Annotated in this window: 19 protein-coding genes, 1 tRNA gene and 1 other RNA gene; 14 read left to right on the top strand and 7 right to left on the bottom strand. The window is 67.0% G+C overall.

What is annotated here, in order from left to right:
* The first annotated feature begins 16 nt into the window (after window positions 1-16).
* Window positions 17-766 (top strand): 3-deoxy-D-manno-octulosonic acid kinase, encoded by a 750-nt coding sequence (locus ABB30_RS01700; protein WP_057636536.1) that lies wholly within the window; start codon window positions 17-19, stop codon window positions 764-766.
* Complete coding sequence (locus ABB30_RS01705) at window positions 766-1,518, top strand: MBL fold metallo-hydrolase (RefSeq protein ID WP_057636538.1); 753 nt, start codon at window positions 766-768, stop codon at window positions 1,516-1,518. Before ABB30_RS01700 ends, ABB30_RS01705 begins: the two co-directional genes overlap by 1 nt.
* Before the next feature lie 72 nt (window positions 1,519-1,590).
* On the opposite strand, the gene ffs is transcribed toward ABB30_RS01705, so the two are convergent.
* Window positions 1,591-1,687: signal recognition particle sRNA small type (gene ffs / locus ABB30_RS15575), an RNA gene on the bottom strand.
* 53 nt (window positions 1,688-1,740) lie between these two features.
* Window positions 1,741-1,833: transfer RNA gene (locus tag ABB30_RS01710), tRNA-Ser, on the bottom strand.
* A gap of 156 nt (window positions 1,834-1,989) precedes the next feature.
* Here ABB30_RS01710 and dnaX point away from each other — a divergent pair.
* Genes dnaX through ABB30_RS01730 form a run of 4 tightly spaced genes read left to right on the top strand, consistent with a single transcriptional unit; the run spans window position 1,990 to window position 5,318 of the window.
* Complete coding sequence (gene dnaX / locus ABB30_RS01715; protein ID WP_057636539.1) at window positions 1,990-3,942, top strand: DNA polymerase III subunit gamma/tau; 1,953 nt, start codon at window positions 1,990-1,992, stop codon at window positions 3,940-3,942.
* A gap of 5 nt (window positions 3,943-3,947) precedes the next feature.
* The gene (locus ABB30_RS01720; RefSeq protein ID WP_057636541.1) at window positions 3,948-4,268 is read left to right on the top strand and encodes a YbaB/EbfC family nucleoid-associated protein; all 321 of its coding nucleotides are present in this window, start codon (window positions 3,948-3,950) and stop codon (window positions 4,266-4,268) included.
* A 53-nt stretch (window positions 4,269-4,321) separates the two neighbouring features.
* Window positions 4,322-4,921 (top strand): recombination mediator RecR, encoded by a 600-nt coding sequence (gene recR / locus ABB30_RS01725; RefSeq protein ID WP_057636640.1) that lies wholly within the window; start codon window positions 4,322-4,324, stop codon window positions 4,919-4,921.
* Between the two features lie 46 nt (window positions 4,922-4,967).
* The gene (locus ABB30_RS01730; RefSeq protein WP_057636543.1) at window positions 4,968-5,318 is read left to right on the top strand and encodes a histidine triad nucleotide-binding protein; all 351 of its coding nucleotides are present in this window, start codon (window positions 4,968-4,970) and stop codon (window positions 5,316-5,318) included.
* 64 nt (window positions 5,319-5,382) lie between these two features.
* On the opposite strand, the gene ABB30_RS01735 is transcribed toward ABB30_RS01730, so the two are convergent.
* The 4 genes from ABB30_RS01735 to ABB30_RS01750 all read right to left on the bottom strand — a co-directional run bounded on the left by ABB30_RS01735 (window position 5,383) and on the right by ABB30_RS01750 (window position 9,865).
* Window positions 5,383-5,907, bottom strand: a complete 525-nt coding sequence (locus tag ABB30_RS01735) for a Slp family lipoprotein (protein ID WP_057636544.1) — start codon at window positions 5,905-5,907, stop codon at window positions 5,383-5,385.
* Between the two features lie 94 nt (window positions 5,908-6,001).
* Entirely contained in the window at window positions 6,002-7,966 is a 1,965-nt protein-coding gene (locus ABB30_RS01740) for a transglutaminase TgpA family protein (protein ID WP_057636546.1), read from the bottom strand.
* Entirely contained in the window at window positions 7,956-8,915 is a 960-nt protein-coding gene (locus tag ABB30_RS01745; protein ID WP_245626395.1) for a DUF58 domain-containing protein, read from the bottom strand. The genes ABB30_RS01740 and ABB30_RS01745 overlap by 11 nt, the downstream gene beginning before the upstream one ends.
* Entirely contained in the window at window positions 8,912-9,865 is a 954-nt protein-coding gene (locus ABB30_RS01750; protein WP_057636548.1) for an AAA family ATPase, read from the bottom strand. Before ABB30_RS01750 ends, ABB30_RS01745 begins: the two co-directional genes overlap by 4 nt.
* 34 nt (window positions 9,866-9,899) lie before the next feature.
* Here ABB30_RS01750 and ABB30_RS01755 point away from each other — a divergent pair, with 34 nt between their 5' ends.
* Genes ABB30_RS01755 through ABB30_RS01765 form a run of 3 tightly spaced genes read left to right on the top strand, consistent with a single transcriptional unit; the run spans window position 9,900 to window position 14,644 of the window.
* Window positions 9,900-11,753, top strand: coding sequence for an ArnT family glycosyltransferase (locus tag ABB30_RS01755; RefSeq protein WP_057636550.1), 1,854 nt, complete (start codon window positions 9,900-9,902; stop codon window positions 11,751-11,753).
* A gap of 51 nt (window positions 11,754-11,804) precedes the next feature.
* Window positions 11,805-12,776, top strand: a complete 972-nt coding sequence (locus ABB30_RS01760) for a glycosyltransferase family 2 protein (protein ID WP_057636552.1) — start codon at window positions 11,805-11,807, stop codon at window positions 12,774-12,776.
* Window positions 12,773-14,644 carry a hypothetical protein gene (locus ABB30_RS01765; protein ID WP_083489621.1) on the top strand — a complete coding sequence of 624 codons (1,872 nt, stop codon included), beginning with the start codon at window positions 12,773-12,775 and terminating at the stop codon, window positions 14,642-14,644. Before ABB30_RS01760 ends, ABB30_RS01765 begins: the two co-directional genes overlap by 4 nt.
* Here ABB30_RS01765 and ABB30_RS01770 read toward each other — a convergent pair.
* Window positions 14,606-15,178 carry a Maf family protein gene (locus ABB30_RS01770; protein ID WP_057636555.1) on the bottom strand — a complete coding sequence of 191 codons (573 nt, stop codon included), beginning with the start codon at window positions 15,176-15,178 and terminating at the stop codon, window positions 14,606-14,608. The genes ABB30_RS01765 and ABB30_RS01770 overlap by 39 nt on opposite strands.
* Before the next feature lie 124 nt (window positions 15,179-15,302).
* Here ABB30_RS01770 and ABB30_RS01775 point away from each other — a divergent pair, with 124 nt between their 5' ends.
* The 5 genes from ABB30_RS01775 (at window position 15,303) to fabG (ending at window position 19,083) form a co-directional block, all read left to right on the top strand.
* Window positions 15,303-15,812 carry a YceD family protein gene (locus ABB30_RS01775; protein ID WP_057636558.1) on the top strand — a complete coding sequence of 170 codons (510 nt, stop codon included), beginning with the start codon at window positions 15,303-15,305 and terminating at the stop codon, window positions 15,810-15,812.
* Between the two features lie 106 nt (window positions 15,813-15,918).
* Complete coding sequence (gene rpmF, locus ABB30_RS01780; protein ID WP_057636560.1) at window positions 15,919-16,113, top strand: 50S ribosomal protein L32; 195 nt, start codon at window positions 15,919-15,921, stop codon at window positions 16,111-16,113.
* Window positions 16,114-16,208: 95 nt separating this feature from the next.
* The gene (locus ABB30_RS01785) at window positions 16,209-17,186 is read left to right on the top strand and encodes a beta-ketoacyl-ACP synthase III (RefSeq protein ID WP_057636561.1); all 978 of its coding nucleotides are present in this window, start codon (window positions 16,209-16,211) and stop codon (window positions 17,184-17,186) included.
* Window positions 17,187-17,334: 148 nt separating this feature from the next.
* Window positions 17,335-18,282 carry an ACP S-malonyltransferase gene (fabD, locus tag ABB30_RS01790; RefSeq protein WP_057636563.1) on the top strand — a complete coding sequence of 316 codons (948 nt, stop codon included), beginning with the start codon at window positions 17,335-17,337 and terminating at the stop codon, window positions 18,280-18,282.
* A gap of 57 nt (window positions 18,283-18,339) precedes the next feature.
* Complete coding sequence (fabG, locus tag ABB30_RS01795; protein WP_057636565.1) at window positions 18,340-19,083, top strand: 3-oxoacyl-ACP reductase FabG; 744 nt, start codon at window positions 18,340-18,342, stop codon at window positions 19,081-19,083.
* Window positions 19,084-19,110 lie beyond the last annotated feature (27 nt).

Genomic DNA, 19,110 nt, shown 5'->3' on the forward strand with positions numbered 1-19,110 from the left:
TGTTAGACTCAATGGAATGGTCGCTTTTGACGCCAATGAAGCAATGACGCCATGCCGCTCGGGGCGGAGTTACGGTGCCATTGTGTTTGACCGGGAGCGGCTGCGACAAGTCGATGCGGCCCTGTTCGACCCGGGCTACTGGGCCGGGCGTGCGCGTCCGGTGGGTGATGGCGGCCGTGGCAGTGCCTGGTTTGTCGATGCGCCGTTCGGTGCGACGGTGCTGCGCCATTATCGCCGCGGAGGCCTGGTGGCGCGCGTCAGTGCTGACCGTTACCTGTGGACAGGCTCGCAGCGTAGCCGCAGTTTTGCCGAATTCCGGCTGATGCGCCGGCTGCGTGCCGAGGGGTTGCCGGTGCCGCATGCACTGGCGGCCTGTTACCTGCGTAACGGCCTGGGTTATCGCGCCGCGATCCTGATGGAGCGTATCGAGGGTGTGCGTTCGCTGGCCGACCGTGCCCTGGTGGCCGGCGAAGGCGCCCCCTGGGAAGAGGTGGGGCGGATGATTGCCCGCTTCCATCGCGCCGGGCTGGACCATGCCGACCTCAATGCCCACAACATCCTGATCGATGCCAATGGCCACTGCTGGCTGATTGATTTTGACCGTGGCCAGATCCGCATCCTTGCCACCGGCTGGCGTGAGCGCAACCTGCGCCGGCTCAAGCGGTCGCTGCTCAAGTACCGCGGCGAGCGCAGCATGGAGATGGTCGAGCGTGATTTTGCCCGCCTGCGTCGGGCTTACGACCTGGCCTGGTCGCGAGGCTGCTGATGTCCTGGGGGCTGCGTTTTCTGGGTGTCGGCAGCGCCGCTGCCGTCGAGCTGGGTTCGCCGATGGCGGTGATCGAGCGCGACGGCGCGCCGTGGCTGGCCATTGATTGCGGCGGCGAAGGGCTCACGGCTTACCGCGCCACTTACGGCGCGATGCCCGAAGCGATGTTTGTCACCCATGTCCACCTGGACCATGTGGCCGGTTTCGAGCGCCTGTTCATTGCCACCTGGTTCGACCCGGCCCGGCGCGGCAAGGTGCGTCTGTACGTACCGGCCACGGTGGTGCCGTTGCTGCACCGGCGGGTGGCTGATTACCCCAATGTGCTGGCCGAGGGTGGGGTCAATTTCTGGGATGCCTTCCAGCTGGTGGTGGTGGGTGAGGCGTTCTGGCATGACGGCCTGCGCCTGGAGGTGTTCGAGGCCCGCCATCATTGGCCACAGACCGCCTACGGCCTGCGTCTGGCCGGCAGTGTGGTCTGGACCGGTGACACCCGGCCGATTCCCGAGCAGTTGGCGCGCCATGCCGGGCAAGGTGAATTGATTGCCCATGACTGTGGCCTGGTCGGCAACCCGTCGCATACCGGGGTGGATGACCTGGAGCGTGAATACAGTGCCGAGCTGCGCGCGCGCATGTTGCTTTACCACTATGCCAGCGTGGCCGATGGCCAGGCCCTAGAGCAGCGTGGCCTGCGCGTGGCCCGGCCCGGGCAGGTGTGGCCGCTGGCCGAGCCACAGGCACCGCGCGCCGGTTGAGCGGCGCTTTGTGGCAACAAAAAAGCCCGGGCTCGCAGCGCCGGGCTTTTTGTGTGTTGCAAAAAGGTGGAAGCCCTGCCGGCTGACCTCGGCGCCCGCGTCGATCGATACCGTTGCTGCCTTCCGGCCCTGGCGGAGTTTTCGATCTAGCGTCGCGAGGGGCCGACAGGGCCTCCATAGACGCGAGCCGCGCTGAGCGCGGCCCGGGTTTACAACTGAATCTGGCGGAGAGAGGGGGATTCGAACCCCCGAAGCGCGGTTTAGACGCTTACACACTTTCCAGGCGTGCTCCTTCAACCACTCGGACACCTCTCCGGGACCTGTACCGGCTGCGTATGCAGCAGTGCAGGGGCGCAAATCATAACGTTACTTTGCGGTGAGGACAAGGGTTGCGTGCAAGCTTCTTTGCAGGCGTCGGTACGGGTGGGTCGGGCATGGCACAATGTCCCATCCACCTTACCTCTCGAGCCGATGTCCTATCTCGTTCTGGCCCGCAAGTGGCGCCCCAGGCGTTTTGCCGAATTGGTCGGCCAGGAGCATGTGGTGCGCGCGCTGTCCAATGCGCTGGACACCGGCCGGGTCCATCACGCCTTCCTGTTCACCGGCACCCGCGGCGTGGGCAAGACCACCATCGCGCGCATTTTTTCCAAGTCGCTGAACTGTGAGCGCGGCACCAGTGCCGATCCCTGCGGGGAATGCGCGGCCTGCCTGGACATCGATGCCGGCCGTTACATCGACCTGCTGGAAATCGACGCCGCCTCCAACACCGGTGTGGATGACGTGCGTGAGGTGATCGAGAACGCCCAGTACATGCCCAGCCGTGGCAAGTACAAGGTCTATCTGATCGACGAAGTGCACATGCTCTCCAAGGCGGCCTTCAATGCGCTGCTCAAGACCCTGGAAGAGCCGCCGGCGCATGTGAAGTTCCTGCTGGCCACCACCGACCCGCAGAAACTGCCGGTCACCGTGCTCAGCCGCTGCCTGCAGTTCAACCTCAAGCGCCTGGACCAGGCCCAGATCAGCGGGCAGATGCACAAAATCCTGGCTGCCGAGCAGATTCCGGCCGAGGACGCGGCGATCACCCAGCTGGCGCGTGCGGCCGATGGTTCGCTGCGTGATGGTCTTTCCCTGCTGGACCAGGCCATTGCCTATGCCGGTGGCGAGCTGCGCAGTGACGTGGTGGCCAGCATGCTGGGCAGCGTGGACCGCTCGCAGGTAGCCGCACTGTTGCAGGCGCTCACCGCCGGTGACGGCGCCGCCTTGCTCGGTGTGGTGCAGGCCCTGGCCGAGTTCTCGCCGGACTGGGCCGGGGTGCTGGATGCACTGGCCGAAGGCCTGCACCGCATTCAGGTGCGCCAGCTGGTGCCGTCCGCGCCACTGGTGGCCGAGGGCATCGATGCCGACCAGTTCGCCCCGCATCTGCGCGCCGAAGTGGTGCAGCTGTGGTACCAGATGGCCCTGGCCGGCCGCCGCGACCTGCCGCTGGCGCCCAATCCGCGCGCCGGTTTTGAAATGGTGGTGCTGCGCATGCTGGCCTTCCGTCCGTCGGCCCAGGTGCCGGCGCAGGTGGCTGGCGGCGCGCTTGCCGGCAGTACGCCCAGTGTCGATCCTGCTCCGGTTGCTCCGGTTGCTCCGGTTGCTCCGGTTGCTCCGGTTGCTCCGGTTGCTCCGGTTGCTCCGGTTGCTCCGGTTGCTCCGGTTGCTCCGGTTGCTCCGGCAGCTCCTGTTCTGGCGCCGGCTCCGACACCCGCTGCGGTTGCCCCGGTGGCGGCCGGCGATGATCTGCCGCCGTGGCCGGTGGCATCGGCTCCAAATTCAGCTCCAGCTCCAGCAGCTGCGCCCGTGCAGGCGACCCCGGAGGTGTCTGCGCCGCCGATGGTGGCCAGCGATCTGGCTGATGCGCGGGATCTGGCCATGGCCGAGCACTATGCCGAACAGGCGGACGATCAGCTCGCCATGCCTGCCGCGCCGGCGCAGCCTGCCGCACCCGCACCCGCACCCGCACCTGTGGCGCCAGTCGCTGCGTCAGGGGGGCTGCATGATGCCGATGACTGGCTGGCCTTTGTCGCTTCCAGTGAGCTGAGCGGGCCGGCGCGTGAGCTGGCCGCCAACAGTGCCTTTGTTGCCCATGCCGATGGCGTGCTGCGTCTGGCATTGACCGACGGGTTTGATTACCTGCAGACCGATCGTTCGCTGCAGCAGCTGGAGCAGGCCCTGACAGCCCGCTTCGGCGGGCAGCGCAGGATCGTGTTCGGCACCGGCCAGGCGCAGGCCGAGACGTTGCATGCCCGCCAGGACCGCGAGCGCAACGAGCGTCAGGATGCAGCCCAGGCTGCCTTCCTGGGCAATGCCCATGTGCGCACGCTGGTTGAACAGCAGGGCGCACGTGTGGTGCCCGATTCCATTCGTCCTTACCAAGAGTAAAAACTATGCGTGGCAATATCGCTCAATTGATGCAGCAGGCGCAGAAGATGCAGGAAAACCTGCAGCGCGCCCAGGAAGACCTGGCCAAGCTGGAAGTGACCGGCAGCGCCGGTGGCGGCATGGTCAGCGTGACCCTGACCGGCACCAAGGAATGCCGCAAGGTGCGTATCGATCCGTCGATCCTGGCGGACCAGGAAATGGCTGAGGATCTGATCGCGGCCGCCTTCAACGATGCCTCCAACAAGATCGACCTTGAGTCCAAGAGCAAGATGGGTGCGGCCACCGCCGGCATGCAGCTGCCGCCGGGCATGAAGCTGCCGTTCTGAGCATGACCGGCCAGTGTGCGGTTTTTCCGCACACTGCCATCGAAGGTGCCATCGTGACTGCCCCCTTGTTGGATCAATTGATTTCGGCCCTGCGCATCCTGCCCGGGGTCGGGCCCAAGAGTGCCCAGCGCATGGCTTACCACGTGCTGGAGCGCGACCGCGAGCGTGGCGCCGAGCTGGCCCGGGTGCTGGCCGAGGCCGTGGAAGTGATCGGCCGCTGTGACAGTTGCCGTGATTTCAGCCAGGACGCGCTGTGCCCGCTGTGTCGTGCCCCCGGGCGCGAACGTGGCCAGCTGTGTGTGGTGGAATCACCAGCCGATCGCCTGGCCATTGAACAGGCCACCGGCTTTCGCGGCCTGTATTACGTGCTGCTAGGGCGCCTGTCGCCGCTGGACGGTATCGGTCCGGTCGAGCTGGGGCTGGAGCTGCTGGGGCAGCGCCTGGCCCAGGGTGAGGTCGGCGAACTGATCATTGCCACCAGTGCCACCGTGGAGGGCGAGGCCACCGCGCACTATCTGGCCCAGCTGGCACGTCGGCACGGGGTGCGTCCCAGCCGTCTGGCCCAAGGCCTGCCGCTGGGCGGCGAACTGGAATATGTGGACCGCGGCACCTTGTCGCATGCCTTCGGCAGCCGCGCCGAAGTGCCACGCTGATCCATCGGCTAAGCTTGCCTTTCAGTTTGATTGCACAAGGCAGCCCATGAGCCAGGAAACGATTTTCAGCAAGATCATCCGCCGCGAGATTCCCGCCACCATCGTCTACGAGGACGAGGAGGTGCTGGGCTTTGAGGACATCGCGCCGAAGGCTCCGGTGCATGTGCTGTTCATCCCCAAGAACGTGATCATCCCGACCCTGGATGACCTGACTGCCGGGCAGGCGCCGCTGGTCGGCAAACTGGCCCTGGCCGCGGCGAATTATGCCCGCCAGCAGGGGCTGGCCGAGGATGGCTACCGCATCGTGATGAACTGCCGCGAACATGCCGGACAGACTGTCTTCCACATCCACATGCACCTGCTGGCCGGTGCTGCGCTGGGGGACTTCGGCGTCTGAGGCGGTGGTTTGGTGCATGTGAAAACGGCGCCTTGCGGCGCCGTTTTTTATTGGGCGAGGCGGTTCACCACCAGCCGTACCAACCCCAGCGCGGTCCCCACGGACCCGGGCCCCACGGGCCATGGTAGGGGTAGGGCGGCGGCAGGTTGGAGGTGGTCTGTTCCGGCCACAGGTAGATGGTTTCAGCGGCCAGGCGCGGCAGCTTGTACTGATATTCGCCGATAGTGACGTCTTCCTGGCCGTCGACGCGGCCGATGAAGGTGATGTCGCGGCCGGGCTGGAACACGGCCGGGTCATAGAAACCGGCGCGGCAGGCCAGGAAACGCCCGTCGCTGGCGTCGCTGTTGTTGGTCATCGGCCGGCCCAGGCTGTTGAGCGGGCGGCCCAGCATCTGGAAACAGGTCTGGTTGGCACCGGGCAGGGTTTCGATCACGCGGCCACCCCAGCGCACGCTCTGGCCCTGGGTGCCGGCGGCCAGGCTCTGTTGCGGGGTGATCGGGGCGAATTGGCCCTGCAGCGGCTTGGGCGCAGTGGCGCAGGCGGCCAGCAGCACGCTGGCCAGGGCGGGCAGCAAGAGACGAATGTTCATAAGGCAACTCCGTTGATGTCGGTGGGGCCTCACCGCAGTAGCGGCAGTGTAGCCCGCCTGCCTGTGACGTGGCAGCGGGCAGCAGTACAGGCGTTCAGTTGCTTTTGGGGCGGTGCCGGCGCAGCTGGGCCAGCAGTTGCCGGTCGTGCTGGCCGGCATAGCGACTGGCGTTGTAGCGCCGGGCCAGGGCCGGCAGCGGGCTGTCGGGCAGGTGACGTTGGACCCGCAGTGCCCAGGCCTGGGCACTTTCGTTGTGGGCAGGTTCCAGGCCCAGTTTGCGGTAGCGCTGGCCCAGGGCCTGCCAGGCGGCCAGCAATGGATCGGCCGGGCGCTGGCGGCGGCCCAGCCACCACCACATCAAGGTGATGGCCAGGGCGCTGGCGCACAGCCAGGCCAGCAGCAACAGGCTGCGCCCGAGCTGGTCGTTGTCCAGCTGGAAGTAGCGCAGCAGGCGTGCCTGGGCGGCCGCGTCGTAGCCCAGCACCTGCTGGTTCCAGCGTTGGCGCAGCCAGTCCCCGGCCTGGCGCAGGGCCTGCCAGCGCAGCTGGATGGCCGGCAGCAGACCGTCCCCGGCGACCTGGCCATCGGCCAGGCGTTGCTCCAGCGTGTCGAAGATGCGCTCCGGCGCCACTGCAGCGGTGGGGTCCACCCGGACCCAGCCGCGGCCGGCCAGCCAGACCTCGTTCCAGGCATGGGCGTCCATGCGCCGCAACAGCCAGTAATCGCCATAGCGGTTGCGCACGCCGCCGGCATAGCCGGTGACCACCCGCGTCGGTACCCCGGCGCTGCGCATCAGGATGGCAAAGGCCGAGCTGTAGTGCTCGCAGAAACCGGCGCGCTGGTCAAACAGGAACTCATCGGCGCTGTGACGGCCGGCCAGCGGGGTGGACAGGGAGTAGCTGAAATCACGGCTGATCCAGGCCAGCGCACGCTGGACCACGACGGCATCGGCGTCGGTGGCCGCGCCGGCCTGCTGCCGCCATTGCCGGCCCAGGGCCACGGTGCGTGGGTTGTAGCCCGGCGGCAGGGACAGGTAGTGGCGCTGCAGGGCGGCGGGCAGTGGGGTGGAATCGTTGCCGGCGGGGCGCGATTCCAGCTCCCAGCGGGTCAGGGTGGTCAGGCGGCGCTCGCTGCGCAGGCTGTACTGGCCATCCAGGCGGCTGCCGGCTGGGGCGGCCAGCGGCAGGTCCAGGGCCACCAGCTGGCGGCGGTCGGTGGGTTCGTATTCGATGGTGTAGCGCCATTGCCCCGTGCCAGGGGCGTGGCTGGGCAAGGGCAGGGTGATGTCGGCACGTTCCCAGCGCTGGCCATCGAACAGGCTCATCACCGGGCCGCGCCAGTAGCGCTGTTCCGGCGGCGGTACCGCCCCCTTGAAATGCACCCGGGCCGCGGCGCTGTCATCGGCCATCAGGTCGATCCACTTGCCCGGTTCCAGGGTGTCACCCAGACCGGGACGGCCGACCGCACGGTCGGGCAGCCCCCACAGCGGGCCGTCCAGGCGTGGCAGCAGCCAGAACGCGGACAGGGTCAGGGGCAGGGCCAGGGTGAGCAGCACGCCGAGTTGACGCAGCATCGGACGCAGCGGTTGTGGCGCCAGCCCGGTGGACCAGCGCGCCAGCCGGGCCAGACAGGCCAGGGTGGCCAGCACGGCCGCCAAGCCCAGAACCAGGGTGAGCGGGCCCTGGTCGAGCAGGAAGGCGGCAAACGGGGCGAACAGGGCGAAGCCGGCAGCGCTGCGGGCATCGCGCAGGGTGCGCAGTTCGCTGCCCTTGATCGCCAGCATCGCCGCCAGCAGGGCGCAACCGGTATCGCGCCCCGGGCGCAGGCCCATCTGCGCGGCGATGGTGAACAGCATGACGGCCACCAGCAGCAGACGCACGATGGTCGGCAGTGGCCAGCGCAGGCTCAGTCCGCTGACCAGCAACCAGCTGCCGGCCACCAGCAGTGCGAGGGTGCCGGGCAGCTGCAGCAGCAGTGGCAGCAGGGCCAGGCCCAGGGTGGCCAGCACCGGCCAGCGCATCGGCAAGGGCAGGGGCGGGGAGAGGCTGTCAGCGGCCATCGGGCAGCAACGCCAGTGCGCGCAGGCAGGCCTGCAGGTGGTCATGGCCGCTGCCCGGGCCCAGTGCGGCCTGGCCCGGCAGCTGCAGTTGCCAGGGCACGCCGCTGTGGGCGGCCAGCTGGACCCAGTGGGTCAGGCGGCTGATCCGGGCCTCGTGGCCGAGGCTGCCCAGCTGCTGCCAGTCCAGGTTCACCGGTGCCGGCCCGCCACTGGTCGGCTGGCGTACCAGCAGACCCTGGCGGTGTGCCGATGCCTTCCAGGCAATGCGGGCCCGGCTGTCACCGGCGCGGTAGTCGCGCAGCTGCTCGTCCTCGCCCTGGTGGCTGCTGCGGTTGCCGGCCGGCGCCGGCGGTATGGGCAGGGGTGGGCCGTTGGGCTCGGCGCAAGGATGGACCAGGCACTGCGCGTGCGGCAGCAGGCGGCTGAAAGCCAGTACCAGGCCCAGGGGTTGGGTGGTGGACAGCGACAGCGGCGGCAGCGGCAGCAGGCCGCGGCGCTGGGTCGGCAAGGTGCACGTGGCCTGCAGGCCGGCCGGTGCCATGGTCACGGTGGCCGGCGGCGCATCATCAAAGTGCAGTTGCAGGCCGTCACGGGCACGCCCGCTGGTCTGTTCCAGCTGGATCTGCACCTGCAATGGCTGGCCTGCCGCTACCGGGGCGGCGTGGACGGCGCTGACCACCAGCCCGGACAGTTGCAGGTGTGCGGCCAGCGCGCTGGCCAGGCCGGCGCCGGCCACCAGCAGGGCCAGCAGCAGGGCCGGGTTGTTGGCGTAGTTGAGTGCGCCCAGGGTCATCATCAGGACCAGAACGGCCAGAAACAGCCCCAGGCCGGTGGGCAGCACATAGATGCGGCGGTTCTCGATCACGCACGGCAGGGCACGGCGCCGGGCCGGGATCAGCCGGCGCAGCCATCGGCGGGCGTGTTGCTGCAGGAGTGCGCGCCGCTTCAATCCACCGCCACCCGTGCCAGCAGGGTCTGCGCCAGGGCCTGGCCATCAAGCAGGCCGCCGGCAGCAACCAGGCGATGGCCGGCCAGGGCGACAAACACGGCCTGGATGTCATCGGGCAGGACATGGCCGCGGCCACGCAGCAGGGCATGGGCCCGGGCCGATTGCAGCAGGGCCAGGCCCGCACGCGGGGACAGCCCGGTGGCGATGTCGGCATGCTGGCGGCTGGCGGCCAGCAAGGCCTGCAGGTAATCGAGCAGGGCATCGCTGACGTGTACCTGGGTCACAGCCTGGCGCAGGGCGGTGATGCTGGCTGCATCCAGTTGCGCCGGGCTGTTGGCAATCATCTGCCGGCGATGCTCGCCGCGCAGCAGGGCGCGCTCGGCGGCCGGGCTGGGGTAACCCAGGCTCAGGCGCAGGGTGAAGCGGTCCAGTTGCGAATCCGGCAGCGGGAAGGTGCCGCTCAGGTCGGTCGGGTTCTGGGTGGCGATGACCAAGAAGGGGTCCGGCAGCGGGTGACTGACGCCATCCACGGTGACTTGGTGTTCGGCCATGGCCTCGAGCAGGGCACTCTGGGTGCGCGGTGGTGCGCGGTTGATCTCATCGGCCAGCAGCACGCCGGTGAACACCGGCCCGGGATGGAAGACAAAACGCCCGTGTTGCGGCTCGTGGATGGACACGCCGATCACATCGGCCGGCAGCAGGTCGGTGGTGAACTGCACGCGCTTGAACCCCAGGCCCAGGGTCTGCGCCAGGGCATGGGCCAGGGTGGTCTTGCCCAGCCCGGGCACATCCTCCAGCAACAGATGACCACCGGCCAGCACCGCAACAAAGGCCAGCTTGACCTGTTGTGGTTTGCCCACCACCAACGTGTTGACCTGATCAATCGCCCTGGCAAGGGAATTTTTCTGTTGTTCAGTTACGATGGCGTCGATGGAGCGCAAGTCGGGCATGGGGAGCTCGGGTAACGAAAACACTGGGAGTGTAATGGTGGTCGAGGCACAAACGCGGTGGCAAAAATGGTTTCTGGTGCTGTGGGCTACTGCTGCAGCGTTGAAACTGTTGATTGCTTCGCAATTGCCCCTGTTCGTCGATGAGGCGTTCTACTGGCAGGAAGGCCAGCATCTGGCGCCGGCTTATTCGGACCTGCCCGGCCTGACGGCCTGGCTGACCCGCCTGGGAGTGGAGCTGGGTGGGCAGCATGTACTGGCCTTGCGCCTGCCTTTCTTGGCCATCGGCGCAATCATTCCCTGGTTTGTGGTGCGCATGGCCGCGCGCTGGTTCGGGCCGACCGCTGGTTGGCAGGCAGGTATTTTGTGCTTGCTGATGCCGTTGTCCGGCACCCTGGGGCTGCTGGCAGTGCCGGATGTGCCGATGGCACTGGCCGCGGTGCTCTGCCTGCATGCGGTGGCGCGCCTGCTGCGCCAGGTCAATGCGTCCAACGCGGTGGAGCTGGCCCTGGGCCTGGCCATTGGTGCGCTGAGTCATTACCGCTTCCTCGGGGTGATCGGCATGGGGCTGATCGCCCTGTTGCTGTTGCCGCAGGGACGGCGCCTGCTGCGCGACAGCCGGGTCTGGATGGCGTTGAGTGTGGGCTTCGTGGCCTGGTTGCCGTTGCTGGCCTGGAATGCCGACAACCACGATGCCGGGCTGCGTTTCCAGTTGCTTGATCGCCACCCGTGGAGCTTCCACCACGAGGGCGTGTTTTTCCTGCTGATCCAGCCGTTGATCGTGACCCCGCTGCTGTGTGGCTTGCTGTGGCTGGTGGCCTGGCGTGGCAGCAAGCGCACGGACTGGAACCTGCAGCAGCGCTATTTCGCCCTCACTGGCGGGATATCCACCGCGATGATTTTCGCGCTGGGCTTTTTCACCGATGTGGAGCGCATCAGCTTCCATTGGCCGTTGCCCGGCTATCTGGCCCTGCTGGTTGCTGCGCCGGCCTTGTTGCTGGGATGGTCCAGGCGCTGGCGTCGCCTGTTGTGGCTGAGCCTGTTGCTGGGGTGGGTGGTGGCCTTGGGCTATTACGCCATGGCCAGCAGCCCGCAATGGCGCCAGGTGCTGGCTGACAACAAGTTCTACCCGCGCAATTTCATTGGCTGGGAGCCATTGGCCGAGGCGGTGCGCGATGAACTGGCGCAGATGCCGGCCGGGACCCGGATATTGGCCGGCAGTTTCAAGGTTGGTTCCGAACTGGGGTTCCAGCTTGGTGATGATTCGATCGCAGTATTGCCGCATGCCTTGAATGACCGGCATGGGCGCACGGCCCAGCTGGCCCTGTGGAAGCTGATCGGCGATGGCCGCAGTGACGTGCCGCAGTTGCTGGTGATCAATCCTGCCGACCAGCGTTTCCGTGACCTGCTGGCCCGCTACCAGCAGTTGTGCCAGTGGGTCGGTCCACTGCCGGGTCCACGCACGGTCTCCATCGACCATGGGCGACAGCGTTTCCTGTTGATGCGGCTGCCGCCGCGCCCGGCCGGCGTGGTCCCGGACGAGGCCTGTGTGACCCCGGCGCTGGCCTGGATCGACAGCCCGTTGCCGCGTGCCACGGTGGGCGACCAGGCCCAGGTCCGTGGCTGGGCCTTCAAGGATGGAGTCGGCCTGCGCAGTGTGGAGCTGCTGCTGGATGGCAAGCCGGTGATGCTGGCTGACTACGGTCGTACCAGCGAGGTGCGCGGGGTGTGGGCAGGCAGTAGCGACCCGCAGCATCCACAGGTGGGCTTTGACGCCCGCCTGGACCTCTCCGCGCTGCCGCCGGGTACGCACTGGCTTGGCCTGCGTCTGCACGGCAACGACGGCAGCGTCGAGGACTGGTCGGAACAGCGCTTGCATATCAGCCGCTGAATTTACCGCCCTCTATATCAACCCTTCTGGCCATACGGCCTGGAAATCCATATGAAAAACCTGCGTATTGCTGTCCTGGTGCCTTGCTACAACGAGGCGGCCACCATCGCCAAGGTCGTCGCCGACTTTCGTCTGCATCTTCCCCGGGCGCAGGTGGTGGTGCTGGACAACAATTCCAGCGACGACACGGCAGGGCAGGCCCGCCAGGCAGGTGCACACGTGCTGTCGGTCGGGCTGCAGGGCAAGGGCAACGTGGTGCGCCGCGGCTTCGCCGATGTGGAGGCCGATATCTACGTCATGGTCGATGGTGATGACACCTACGAGGCTGCGGCCGCGCCACGCCTGGTGCAGCGCCTGCTGGACGATGGCCTGGACATGGTGGTTGGCGCACGGCGGGACAAGGAGAAGGCGGCCTACCGGCCCGGCCATCGTTTCGGCAACGTGCTGCTGACCCGCTGCGTGGGCCTGCTGTTCGGCCGCAGCTTCGATGACATGCTCTCCGGCTACCGGGTGTTTTCGCGTCGCTACGCCAAGTCCTTTGCCGCCCATGCCCGTGGTTTTGAAACCGAGACCGAGCTGGCGGTGCACGCACTGCAGCTGCGCATGCCGGTGGCCGAGGTGGATACCGCCTATGGCGTGCGGCCGGAGGGCTCGCAGAGCAAGCTCAATACCTGGCGTGATGGCTGGCGCATCCTGTGCACCATCGCCAAGTTGTTCAAGAGTGAGCGGCCGCTGCTGTTCTTCTCGGTGGGCGGTGTCGCCTGCATGGTGCTGTCGGTGGTGCTGGCCGTGCCATTGCTGCTGACTTACCTGGAAACCGGGCTGGTGCCGCGCTTCCCCACCGCCATCCTGTGCTCGGCGTTGATGCTGCTGAGTCAGCTGCTGCTCGCTTGCGGGCTGATCCTGGACACGGTTACACGCGGTCGCATCGAGACCAAGCACATGGCGTATCTGGCTGTGCCGGCGCCGGCCGCGGTGCAGGCTGCTGAAGTACGGGCTGCTGAGGTGGGGGCTGCGGCATGATGCGTGCCACTGCACAGCGGATGCTGGGCGTGCTGGACCGCTGCTTCGCATTCCATTCGCCTGCCCACATCGCCAGAGCATCGTTTGCGGTCATGCTTCTCGGCGGTCTGGTCGCGTTGCTGCTGGGCCAGGATGCGAACTGGGACCTGCGCAACTACCACCTCTACAACGGTTATGCGGCATTGCAGGGACGTTGGGCGCAGGACCTGGCGCCGGCGCACATGCAGAGCTACTTCAGCCCGCTGCTGGACATGCTGCACTACCTGCTGATGGTGCGGCTGCCGGCGCCACTGGGCGGCTTCCTGCTCGGCGCCTTCCATGGCCTGGTGTTCCTGCCGCTGGCCGGTATCGCGCTGCATGCGCTGGGCGAACGTGAGCAGCGTGCCCGTCTGGCGCCTTTGCTGGCGCTGGCAGGCCTGTGCACCAGCGCCTTCCTGTCAGAACTGGGCGGCAGCATGGCCGACAACACCAGTGCGGTGTTCGTGATCGGCGCTGTGTACCTTGTGCTTCAGGCCCAGTCGCGCCAGCGCGCGGGCAACCACATCGGGCTGGGTTGCTGGGTATTGGCCGGACTGCTGCTTGGCACTGCCGTGGCCTTCAAACTGACCAATGCGGTCTATGCCATCGCTCTGGGCCTGGCCACCGTTGCCGGCGGGGGTGTCTGGCGCCACCGCGTAGCGGGACTTGCGCTGCTGACTGCCTCCGCGTTGCTGGCTGCCGCGCTGCTGGCAGGCTGGTGGTACTGGCAGGTCTGGGTCCAGTTCGGCAATCCTTTGTTCCCGCAGTTCAATGCCTATTTCCAGGCGCCCCTGTCCGCGCCCATCGCGGTGGCTGATACGCGTTGGCTGCCAAGCAACCTGTTGCAGCATCTGGCCTGGCCACTGCTGTTCTCACTGGATCCGGGGCGGGTCAGTGAGGTGAAGATGCTGCAGGTCCTGTGGCCGCTGCTGTACCTGGGGGGGCTTGCCCTGTTGCTGTCGCGCCTGTTCGGTGTGCGGCGCGAACGTCCCCGGCCCAGTCGTGCCGTGCTCGCACTGCTGGTGTTCTTCTGCGCCGGCTATGTGCTGTGGCAGGGCATGTTCAGCATCTATCGCTACCTGGTGGTGCTGGAGTTGATCGCGCCGTTGCTGCTCTGGCTGCTGGTGGAGCGGCTGCTGCCCGCAGCCCGTGCCGCGCGCTGGGCGGGCAGGGTGGTGGCGGTGTGCGTCGCGATCTCCTTGCTCGGTGCCAATGGCTGGGGGCATGAGGCATGGGCACGCGAGGGATTCCGTGTGCAGGCCCCGACCATGGACGCGCCCGGGCAGAGCGTGGTGCTGTTGGTCGGCGGTGAGCCGCAGGCCTGGCGTGTCCCGTTCCTGCCTGCCGCTGCCCGCTATGTTGGTGTGGCGGGCACGTTCCCCGAGTCCGAGGGCTACCGGCAGGCGGTAGCCACTATCGTGCAGTCGCGAAAGCACCACTATGCAATGTTGCCAGCGCCGCAGGACAAGCAGACCGCGCGCCTTGGCCGGATCAATGGCTGGGCCGCTGCGCTGGGCTTGAATCGGGACGGCGGCTGCCAGCGGCTGGAGTGGCTTGCCCGTCGTGTGCGCGGACTGCGGGCAGTGGTGGCACATGACCAAGGTGGTGACCGCTGCCAGTTGGTGCCGCGTGATGCCACCACGCAGGACGCGGCGCGGTTGCATGAGCGGCGCATTGCCGGCGACGGTCTCGCCCGTTATGGGCTGGCGCTGGATGAGCAATCCTGCGTGCAGCTTTCTTCGTGGATCGGACAGGGTGAGTACCCATGGCAGTGGTGCCGGGTAATCGCAATGCCTGCCGCTGGCGCTGGCTCAGGGAATGCTGAAGCCGGCCTCGCGCAGCAGCCGTGACACGGCGATCAGGGGCAGGCCGATCAGCGCGGTCGGGTCCTGGTTGTCGATGGCCTGGAACAGGCTGATGCCCAGGCCCTCGCACTTGAAACTGCCGGCGCAGTCCAGTGGCTGTTCGCGCTGGACATAGCGGGCAATGCTGCCGGCATCAAGGGGGCGGAAATGCACGCTGGTCAGGTCGCAGGCCTGCAGCAGCTCACCGTCGCGGGCCAGGCACACGGCGGTGTGGAACTGCACCTGGCGGCCGCTCATCGCCGCCAGCTGGGCGCAGGCCGCAGCGACGCTGCCGGGCTTGCCAAGGGGCTGGCCATCCAGGTCGGCGGCCTGGTCCGAGCCGATCACCCAGTGCCCGGGATGCCGGCTGGCCACGGCCAGGGCTTTCTCGCGGGCCAGACGCCGGGCCATGGCGGCCGGAGGCTCGCCGGGCAGGGTGGCCTCCTGGACCTCGGGGCGGGCGCAGTCAAAGGCCAGGCCCAACCGTTGCAGCAGTTCGCGACGGTAGGGGGAGGTGGAGGCGAGGATCAGGGCGGGCATGGTCAGGCGTGCTGCAGGGGGAGGCCGGTAGTCTGGGCAGCGCGCCGGATGCGGGCAAGCGCTTAACTGCATGGCAACAACCGGTTTGACAGCACGGCTCCGGGAACCTACCATTCTGCGGCTTATGTCCGCGAACGTACCCGAATCGCTGGATGCCTGGCGGATGGTCAATGCGCGCAAGCGCTTTGACGGCCAGGTGTCTTTGGCGCAATTGACCCGCCTGCAAGGCTTGCTTGTTGATGCTGAAGGCCAGTGCACCTATGCGCTGGAGTTCGGTCGTGACGAGATCCTGCGCGTGTCATATGTCGAACTGACCCTGGAAACCGCACTGCCGCTGCTTTGCCAGCGCACGATGCAGCGCTACCTGCATCAGATTTCCTCGGTCCAGCGTCTCGGGTTGATCCGTGACGAGGCTGATGAAGCCGCGTTGCCGGAAGGATACGAGGCCTTGCTGATCGCCGAGGATGGCGAGCTCAAGCCCTTGGATCTGGTCGAGGATGAGCTGGTGCTGGCGGTTCCGCTGGTGCCGGTGTCGCCGGGCAGTGAAGCCATTGATCGCGATTGGGAAGCCACGGCCGAAGAGGTCGCCAAGGTCAACCCATTTGCAGCATTGGCCTCTCTCAAGAAACAATAGCAGCCGGTCGTCGTCGGCGGCTGCGGCGAAAGCGAGTGGTACCGGACGCTGACGTCTGAGTGCGACGAAACGACGAAACATATCGAACCAAGTTTGGAGCTATCCCATGGCTGTGCAGAAATCCCGTGTCACCCCTTCCCGTCGCGGCATGCGCCGTGCACATGACGCCCTGAGCGCCAAGCAGCTGTCCACCGATCCGACCACCGGTGAAGTGCATATCCGTCACCACGTCACTGCCGACGGTTTCTACCGTGGCAAGAAGGTGATTGCGACCAAGGCTTCGGTCGTCAGCGAAGACTGATCGGCCCACAAGGCCGCCTGCTGTCTTGCCGGTGGCCTTGCGCCTTATGCTTCAGGGGCGCTTCGGCGCCCCTTTCCTGTTTTTGAGGTAACCAGATGAGCGAGCGGATTTACGCGCGAATTGCCGGTACTGGCAGCTACCTGCCTGAGAAGGCGCTGACCAACGAGGATCTGGCCAAGACCGTTGAGACCAGCGACGAGTGGATCCGTGAGCGCACTGGCATTACCCAGCGCCACATTGCCGCTGACGGGCAGACCACCAGCGACCTGGCCCACGAGGCCGCGCTGCGCGCGCTGGAAGCTGCCGGCATCGCCGCCGACGAGCTGGACATGATCATCGTCGGCACCACCACGCCGGATTTGATCTTCCCGTCCACCGCTTGCCTGGTGCAGGCCCGTCTGGGTGCAGCCGGCTCGGCTGCGCTGGATGTCAATGCGGCCTGCTCCGGTTTTCTGTATGCCTTGTCGGTGGCCGACAAGTTCATCCGCTGCGGTGATGCGAAGAAGGTGCTGGTGATCGGCGCTGAAACCCTGACCCGCATCATCGACTGGACCGACCGCACCACCTGCGTGCTGTTCGGTGACGGTGCCGGCGCGGCAGTGCTGGTGGCCGATAGCGATACCGGCATCCTGAGCACCCATCTGCATGCCGACGGCAGCAAGAAGGAGCTGCTGTGGACCCCGGCCGGTGTCTCGGCCGGCTTCGGTGATGGTGTTGGTTCCAGTGGCACCATCAAGATGAAGGGCAATGACGTGTTCAAGTACGCGGTCAAGGCCCTGGATTCGGTGGTGGACGAAGCCCTGGAAGCCAACGGCCTGAGCAAGGCCGACCTGGACTGGCTGGTGCCGCACCAGGCCAACCTGCGCATCATCGAAGCCACCGCCAGGCGTCTGGACATGTCCATGGACCAGGTGGTGGTGACGGTGGACATGCATGGCAATACCTCGGCCGCTTCGGTGCCGCTGGCATTGGATGCCGCCGTGCGTTCGGGCCGCATCCAGCGCGGCCAACTGTTGCTGCTGGAGGCCTTTGGCGGCGGCTTTACCTGGGGTTCGGCGCTGCTGCGCTATTGATCGCCCCGGTTTGTTGCAGCGCCCGTCGGTGTAGCCGGCGGGCGTTGTCGTTTGTGGCCGTTGCGCCCGTGCATACGCGCCGGTACAGACGGATTGCGCAGTTCACGCTTATTATGCGGCCCGACCGTTGTAGATCAGTTGATTGCCTGTGACCGATTCCACCTTTGCATTTGTCTTCCCCGGCCAGGGTTCCCAGTCGCTGGGCATGCTCGCCGACCTGGCTGCAGTCCATCCGTCGATCATCGACACCTTCGCCGAGGCTTCCGAAGGCGCGGGTGTGGATCTGTGGACGCTGGCGCAGCAGGGGCCGGAAGCACAGCTGGGGCAGACCGAGTTCACCCAGCCGGCGCTGCTGGCCGCCTCGATCGCCCTGTGGCGTCTGTGGCAGGTCCAGGGCGGTGCACAGCCGGCGCAGCTGGCCGGGCACAGCCTGGGCGAATATTCGGCGCTGGTTGCTGCCGGGGCGCTGAGCCTGCACGACGGCGCGCGTCTGGTGCGCCTGCGCGGCCAGCTGATGCAGGCGGCCTGTCCGGCCGGTGTCGGTGGCATGGCGGCGGTGCTGGGTGCCGAGGATGCGCTGGTGGCCGGGGTCTGTGCCGATGCGGCGCAGGGCCAGGTGCTGGTGCCGGCCAACTTCAATTCGCCCGGCCAGATCGTCATCGGCGGCAACGCCGAGGCGGTGGACCGGGCCATTGCGCTGCTCGCCGAGCGTGGCGTGCGCAAGGCGGTCAAGCTGGCGGTGAGCGTGCCTTCGCACACCCCGCTGATGCGCGATGCCGCCGAGCAGCTGGCCAGCGCGATTGCCGCAGTGAGCTTCAGCGAGCCGGCCTTGCCGGTGGTGCAGAACGTGGATGCGGCGGTACATGTCGGCACCGCCGCCATTGCCGACGCCCTGGTCAAGCAGCTGTACCAGCCGGTGCAGTGGACCGGTTGCGTGCAGGCGCTGGCAGCGCGTGGCGTGACCGCCGTGGCCGAGTGCGGCCCGGGCAAGGTGCTGACCGGCCTGGTCAAGCGGATCGACAAGTCCATCGACGGCCGTGCACTGGGTTCGCTGGCGGACTTTGACGCCGCCCTGGCCCAGTGGCCGCGTGGATAATGGATGCCGGGCGCGCAACCGCGCGCCGGACGCACACAAGTTTGAGGATGCAAGTAAATGAGCAAGCCCCTGCAAGGTGAAATTGCCCTGGTCACCGGCGCCAGCCGCGGTATCGGTGCGGCCATTGCCGACACCCTGGCCGCTCAGGGCGCCATTGTGATCGGCACCGCCACCAGTGAAGGCGGCGCCGCTGCCATCGGTGCGCGTCTGGCAGCCAATGGCGGCCATGGCCGCGTGCTCAACGTCAACCAGGCCGGCGCGATCGAGGAATTGATCGAGGCCATCGCCAAGGAATTCGGCGCCATCTCCATCCTGGTCAACAATGCCGGCATCACCCGCGACAACCTGTTGATGCGGATGAAGGACGAAGACTGGCAGGCGATCCTGGATACCAACCTGACCAGCGTCTACCGCTCCTCCAAGGCGGTGATGCGCGGCATGATGAAGGCGCGCAAGGGCCGCATCATCAACATCGCTTCGGTCATCGGCGTCACCGGCAATGCGGGCCAGGCCAACTACGCCGCCGCCAAGGCCGGCATCATTGCCTTCTCCAAGTCGCTGGCCAAGGAAATCGGTTCGCGTGGCATCACCGTCAACGTGGTTGCCCCGGGTTTCATTGAAACCGACATGACCCGTGACCTGCCCGAGGATGCCAAGGCCGCGATGGCCACCACCATCGCCCTGGGCCGTCTGGGCCAGGCGCAGGACATCGCCGATGCAGTGGCCTTCCTGGCCGGCCCGGCAGCCAACTACATCACCGGTGAAACCCTGCATGTGAATGGCGGGATGCACATGGCCTGACCGCAAGGTCCTGTCACTTGTTTTAAT

This window comes from Stenotrophomonas ginsengisoli (assembly GCF_001431485.1).
Lineage (GTDB): Bacteria > Pseudomonadota > Gammaproteobacteria > Xanthomonadales > Xanthomonadaceae > Stenotrophomonas > Stenotrophomonas ginsengisoli.

What these genes read in the sequence shown, in the direction of transcription:
- ABB30_RS01755 (WP_057636550.1), top strand. Translation starts at nt 9,900, where the DNA reads ATGGTGGTCGAGGCACAAACGCGGTGGCAAAAATGGTTTCTGGTGCTG.
- dnaX (WP_057636539.1), top strand. Translation starts at nt 1,990, where the DNA reads ATGTCCTATCTCGTTCTGGCCCGCAAGTGGCGCCCCAGGCGTTTTGCC.
- ABB30_RS01720 (WP_057636541.1), top strand. Translation starts at nt 3,948, where the DNA reads ATGCGTGGCAATATCGCTCAATTGATGCAGCAGGCGCAGAAGATGCAG.
- ABB30_RS01770 (WP_057636555.1), bottom strand. Translation starts at nt 15,178, where the DNA reads ATGCCCGCCCTGATCCTCGCCTCCACCTCCCCCTACCGTCGCGAACTG.
- ABB30_RS01785 (WP_057636561.1), top strand. Translation starts at nt 16,209, where the DNA reads ATGAGCGAGCGGATTTACGCGCGAATTGCCGGTACTGGCAGCTACCTG.
- ABB30_RS01775 (WP_057636558.1), top strand. Translation starts at nt 15,303, where the DNA reads ATGTCCGCGAACGTACCCGAATCGCTGGATGCCTGGCGGATGGTCAAT.
- ABB30_RS01730 (WP_057636543.1), top strand. Translation starts at nt 4,968, where the DNA reads ATGAGCCAGGAAACGATTTTCAGCAAGATCATCCGCCGCGAGATTCCC.
- fabG (WP_057636565.1), top strand. Translation starts at nt 18,340, where the DNA reads ATGAGCAAGCCCCTGCAAGGTGAAATTGCCCTGGTCACCGGCGCCAGC.
- ABB30_RS01740 (WP_057636546.1), bottom strand. Translation starts at nt 7,966, where the DNA reads ATGGCCGCTGACAGCCTCTCCCCGCCCCTGCCCTTGCCGATGCGCTGG.
- ABB30_RS01750 (WP_057636548.1), bottom strand. Translation starts at nt 9,865, where the DNA reads ATGCCCGACTTGCGCTCCATCGACGCCATCGTAACTGAACAACAGAAA.
- rpmF (WP_057636560.1), top strand. Translation starts at nt 15,919, where the DNA reads ATGGCTGTGCAGAAATCCCGTGTCACCCCTTCCCGTCGCGGCATGCGC.
- ABB30_RS01765 (WP_083489621.1), top strand. Translation starts at nt 12,773, where the DNA reads ATGATGCGTGCCACTGCACAGCGGATGCTGGGCGTGCTGGACCGCTGC.
- ABB30_RS01705 (WP_057636538.1), top strand. Translation starts at nt 766, where the DNA reads ATGTCCTGGGGGCTGCGTTTTCTGGGTGTCGGCAGCGCCGCTGCCGTC.
- ABB30_RS01760 (WP_057636552.1), top strand. Translation starts at nt 11,805, where the DNA reads ATGAAAAACCTGCGTATTGCTGTCCTGGTGCCTTGCTACAACGAGGCG.
- ABB30_RS01700 (WP_057636536.1), top strand. Translation starts at nt 17, where the DNA reads ATGGTCGCTTTTGACGCCAATGAAGCAATGACGCCATGCCGCTCGGGG.
- ABB30_RS01735 (WP_057636544.1), bottom strand. Translation starts at nt 5,907, where the DNA reads ATGAACATTCGTCTCTTGCTGCCCGCCCTGGCCAGCGTGCTGCTGGCC.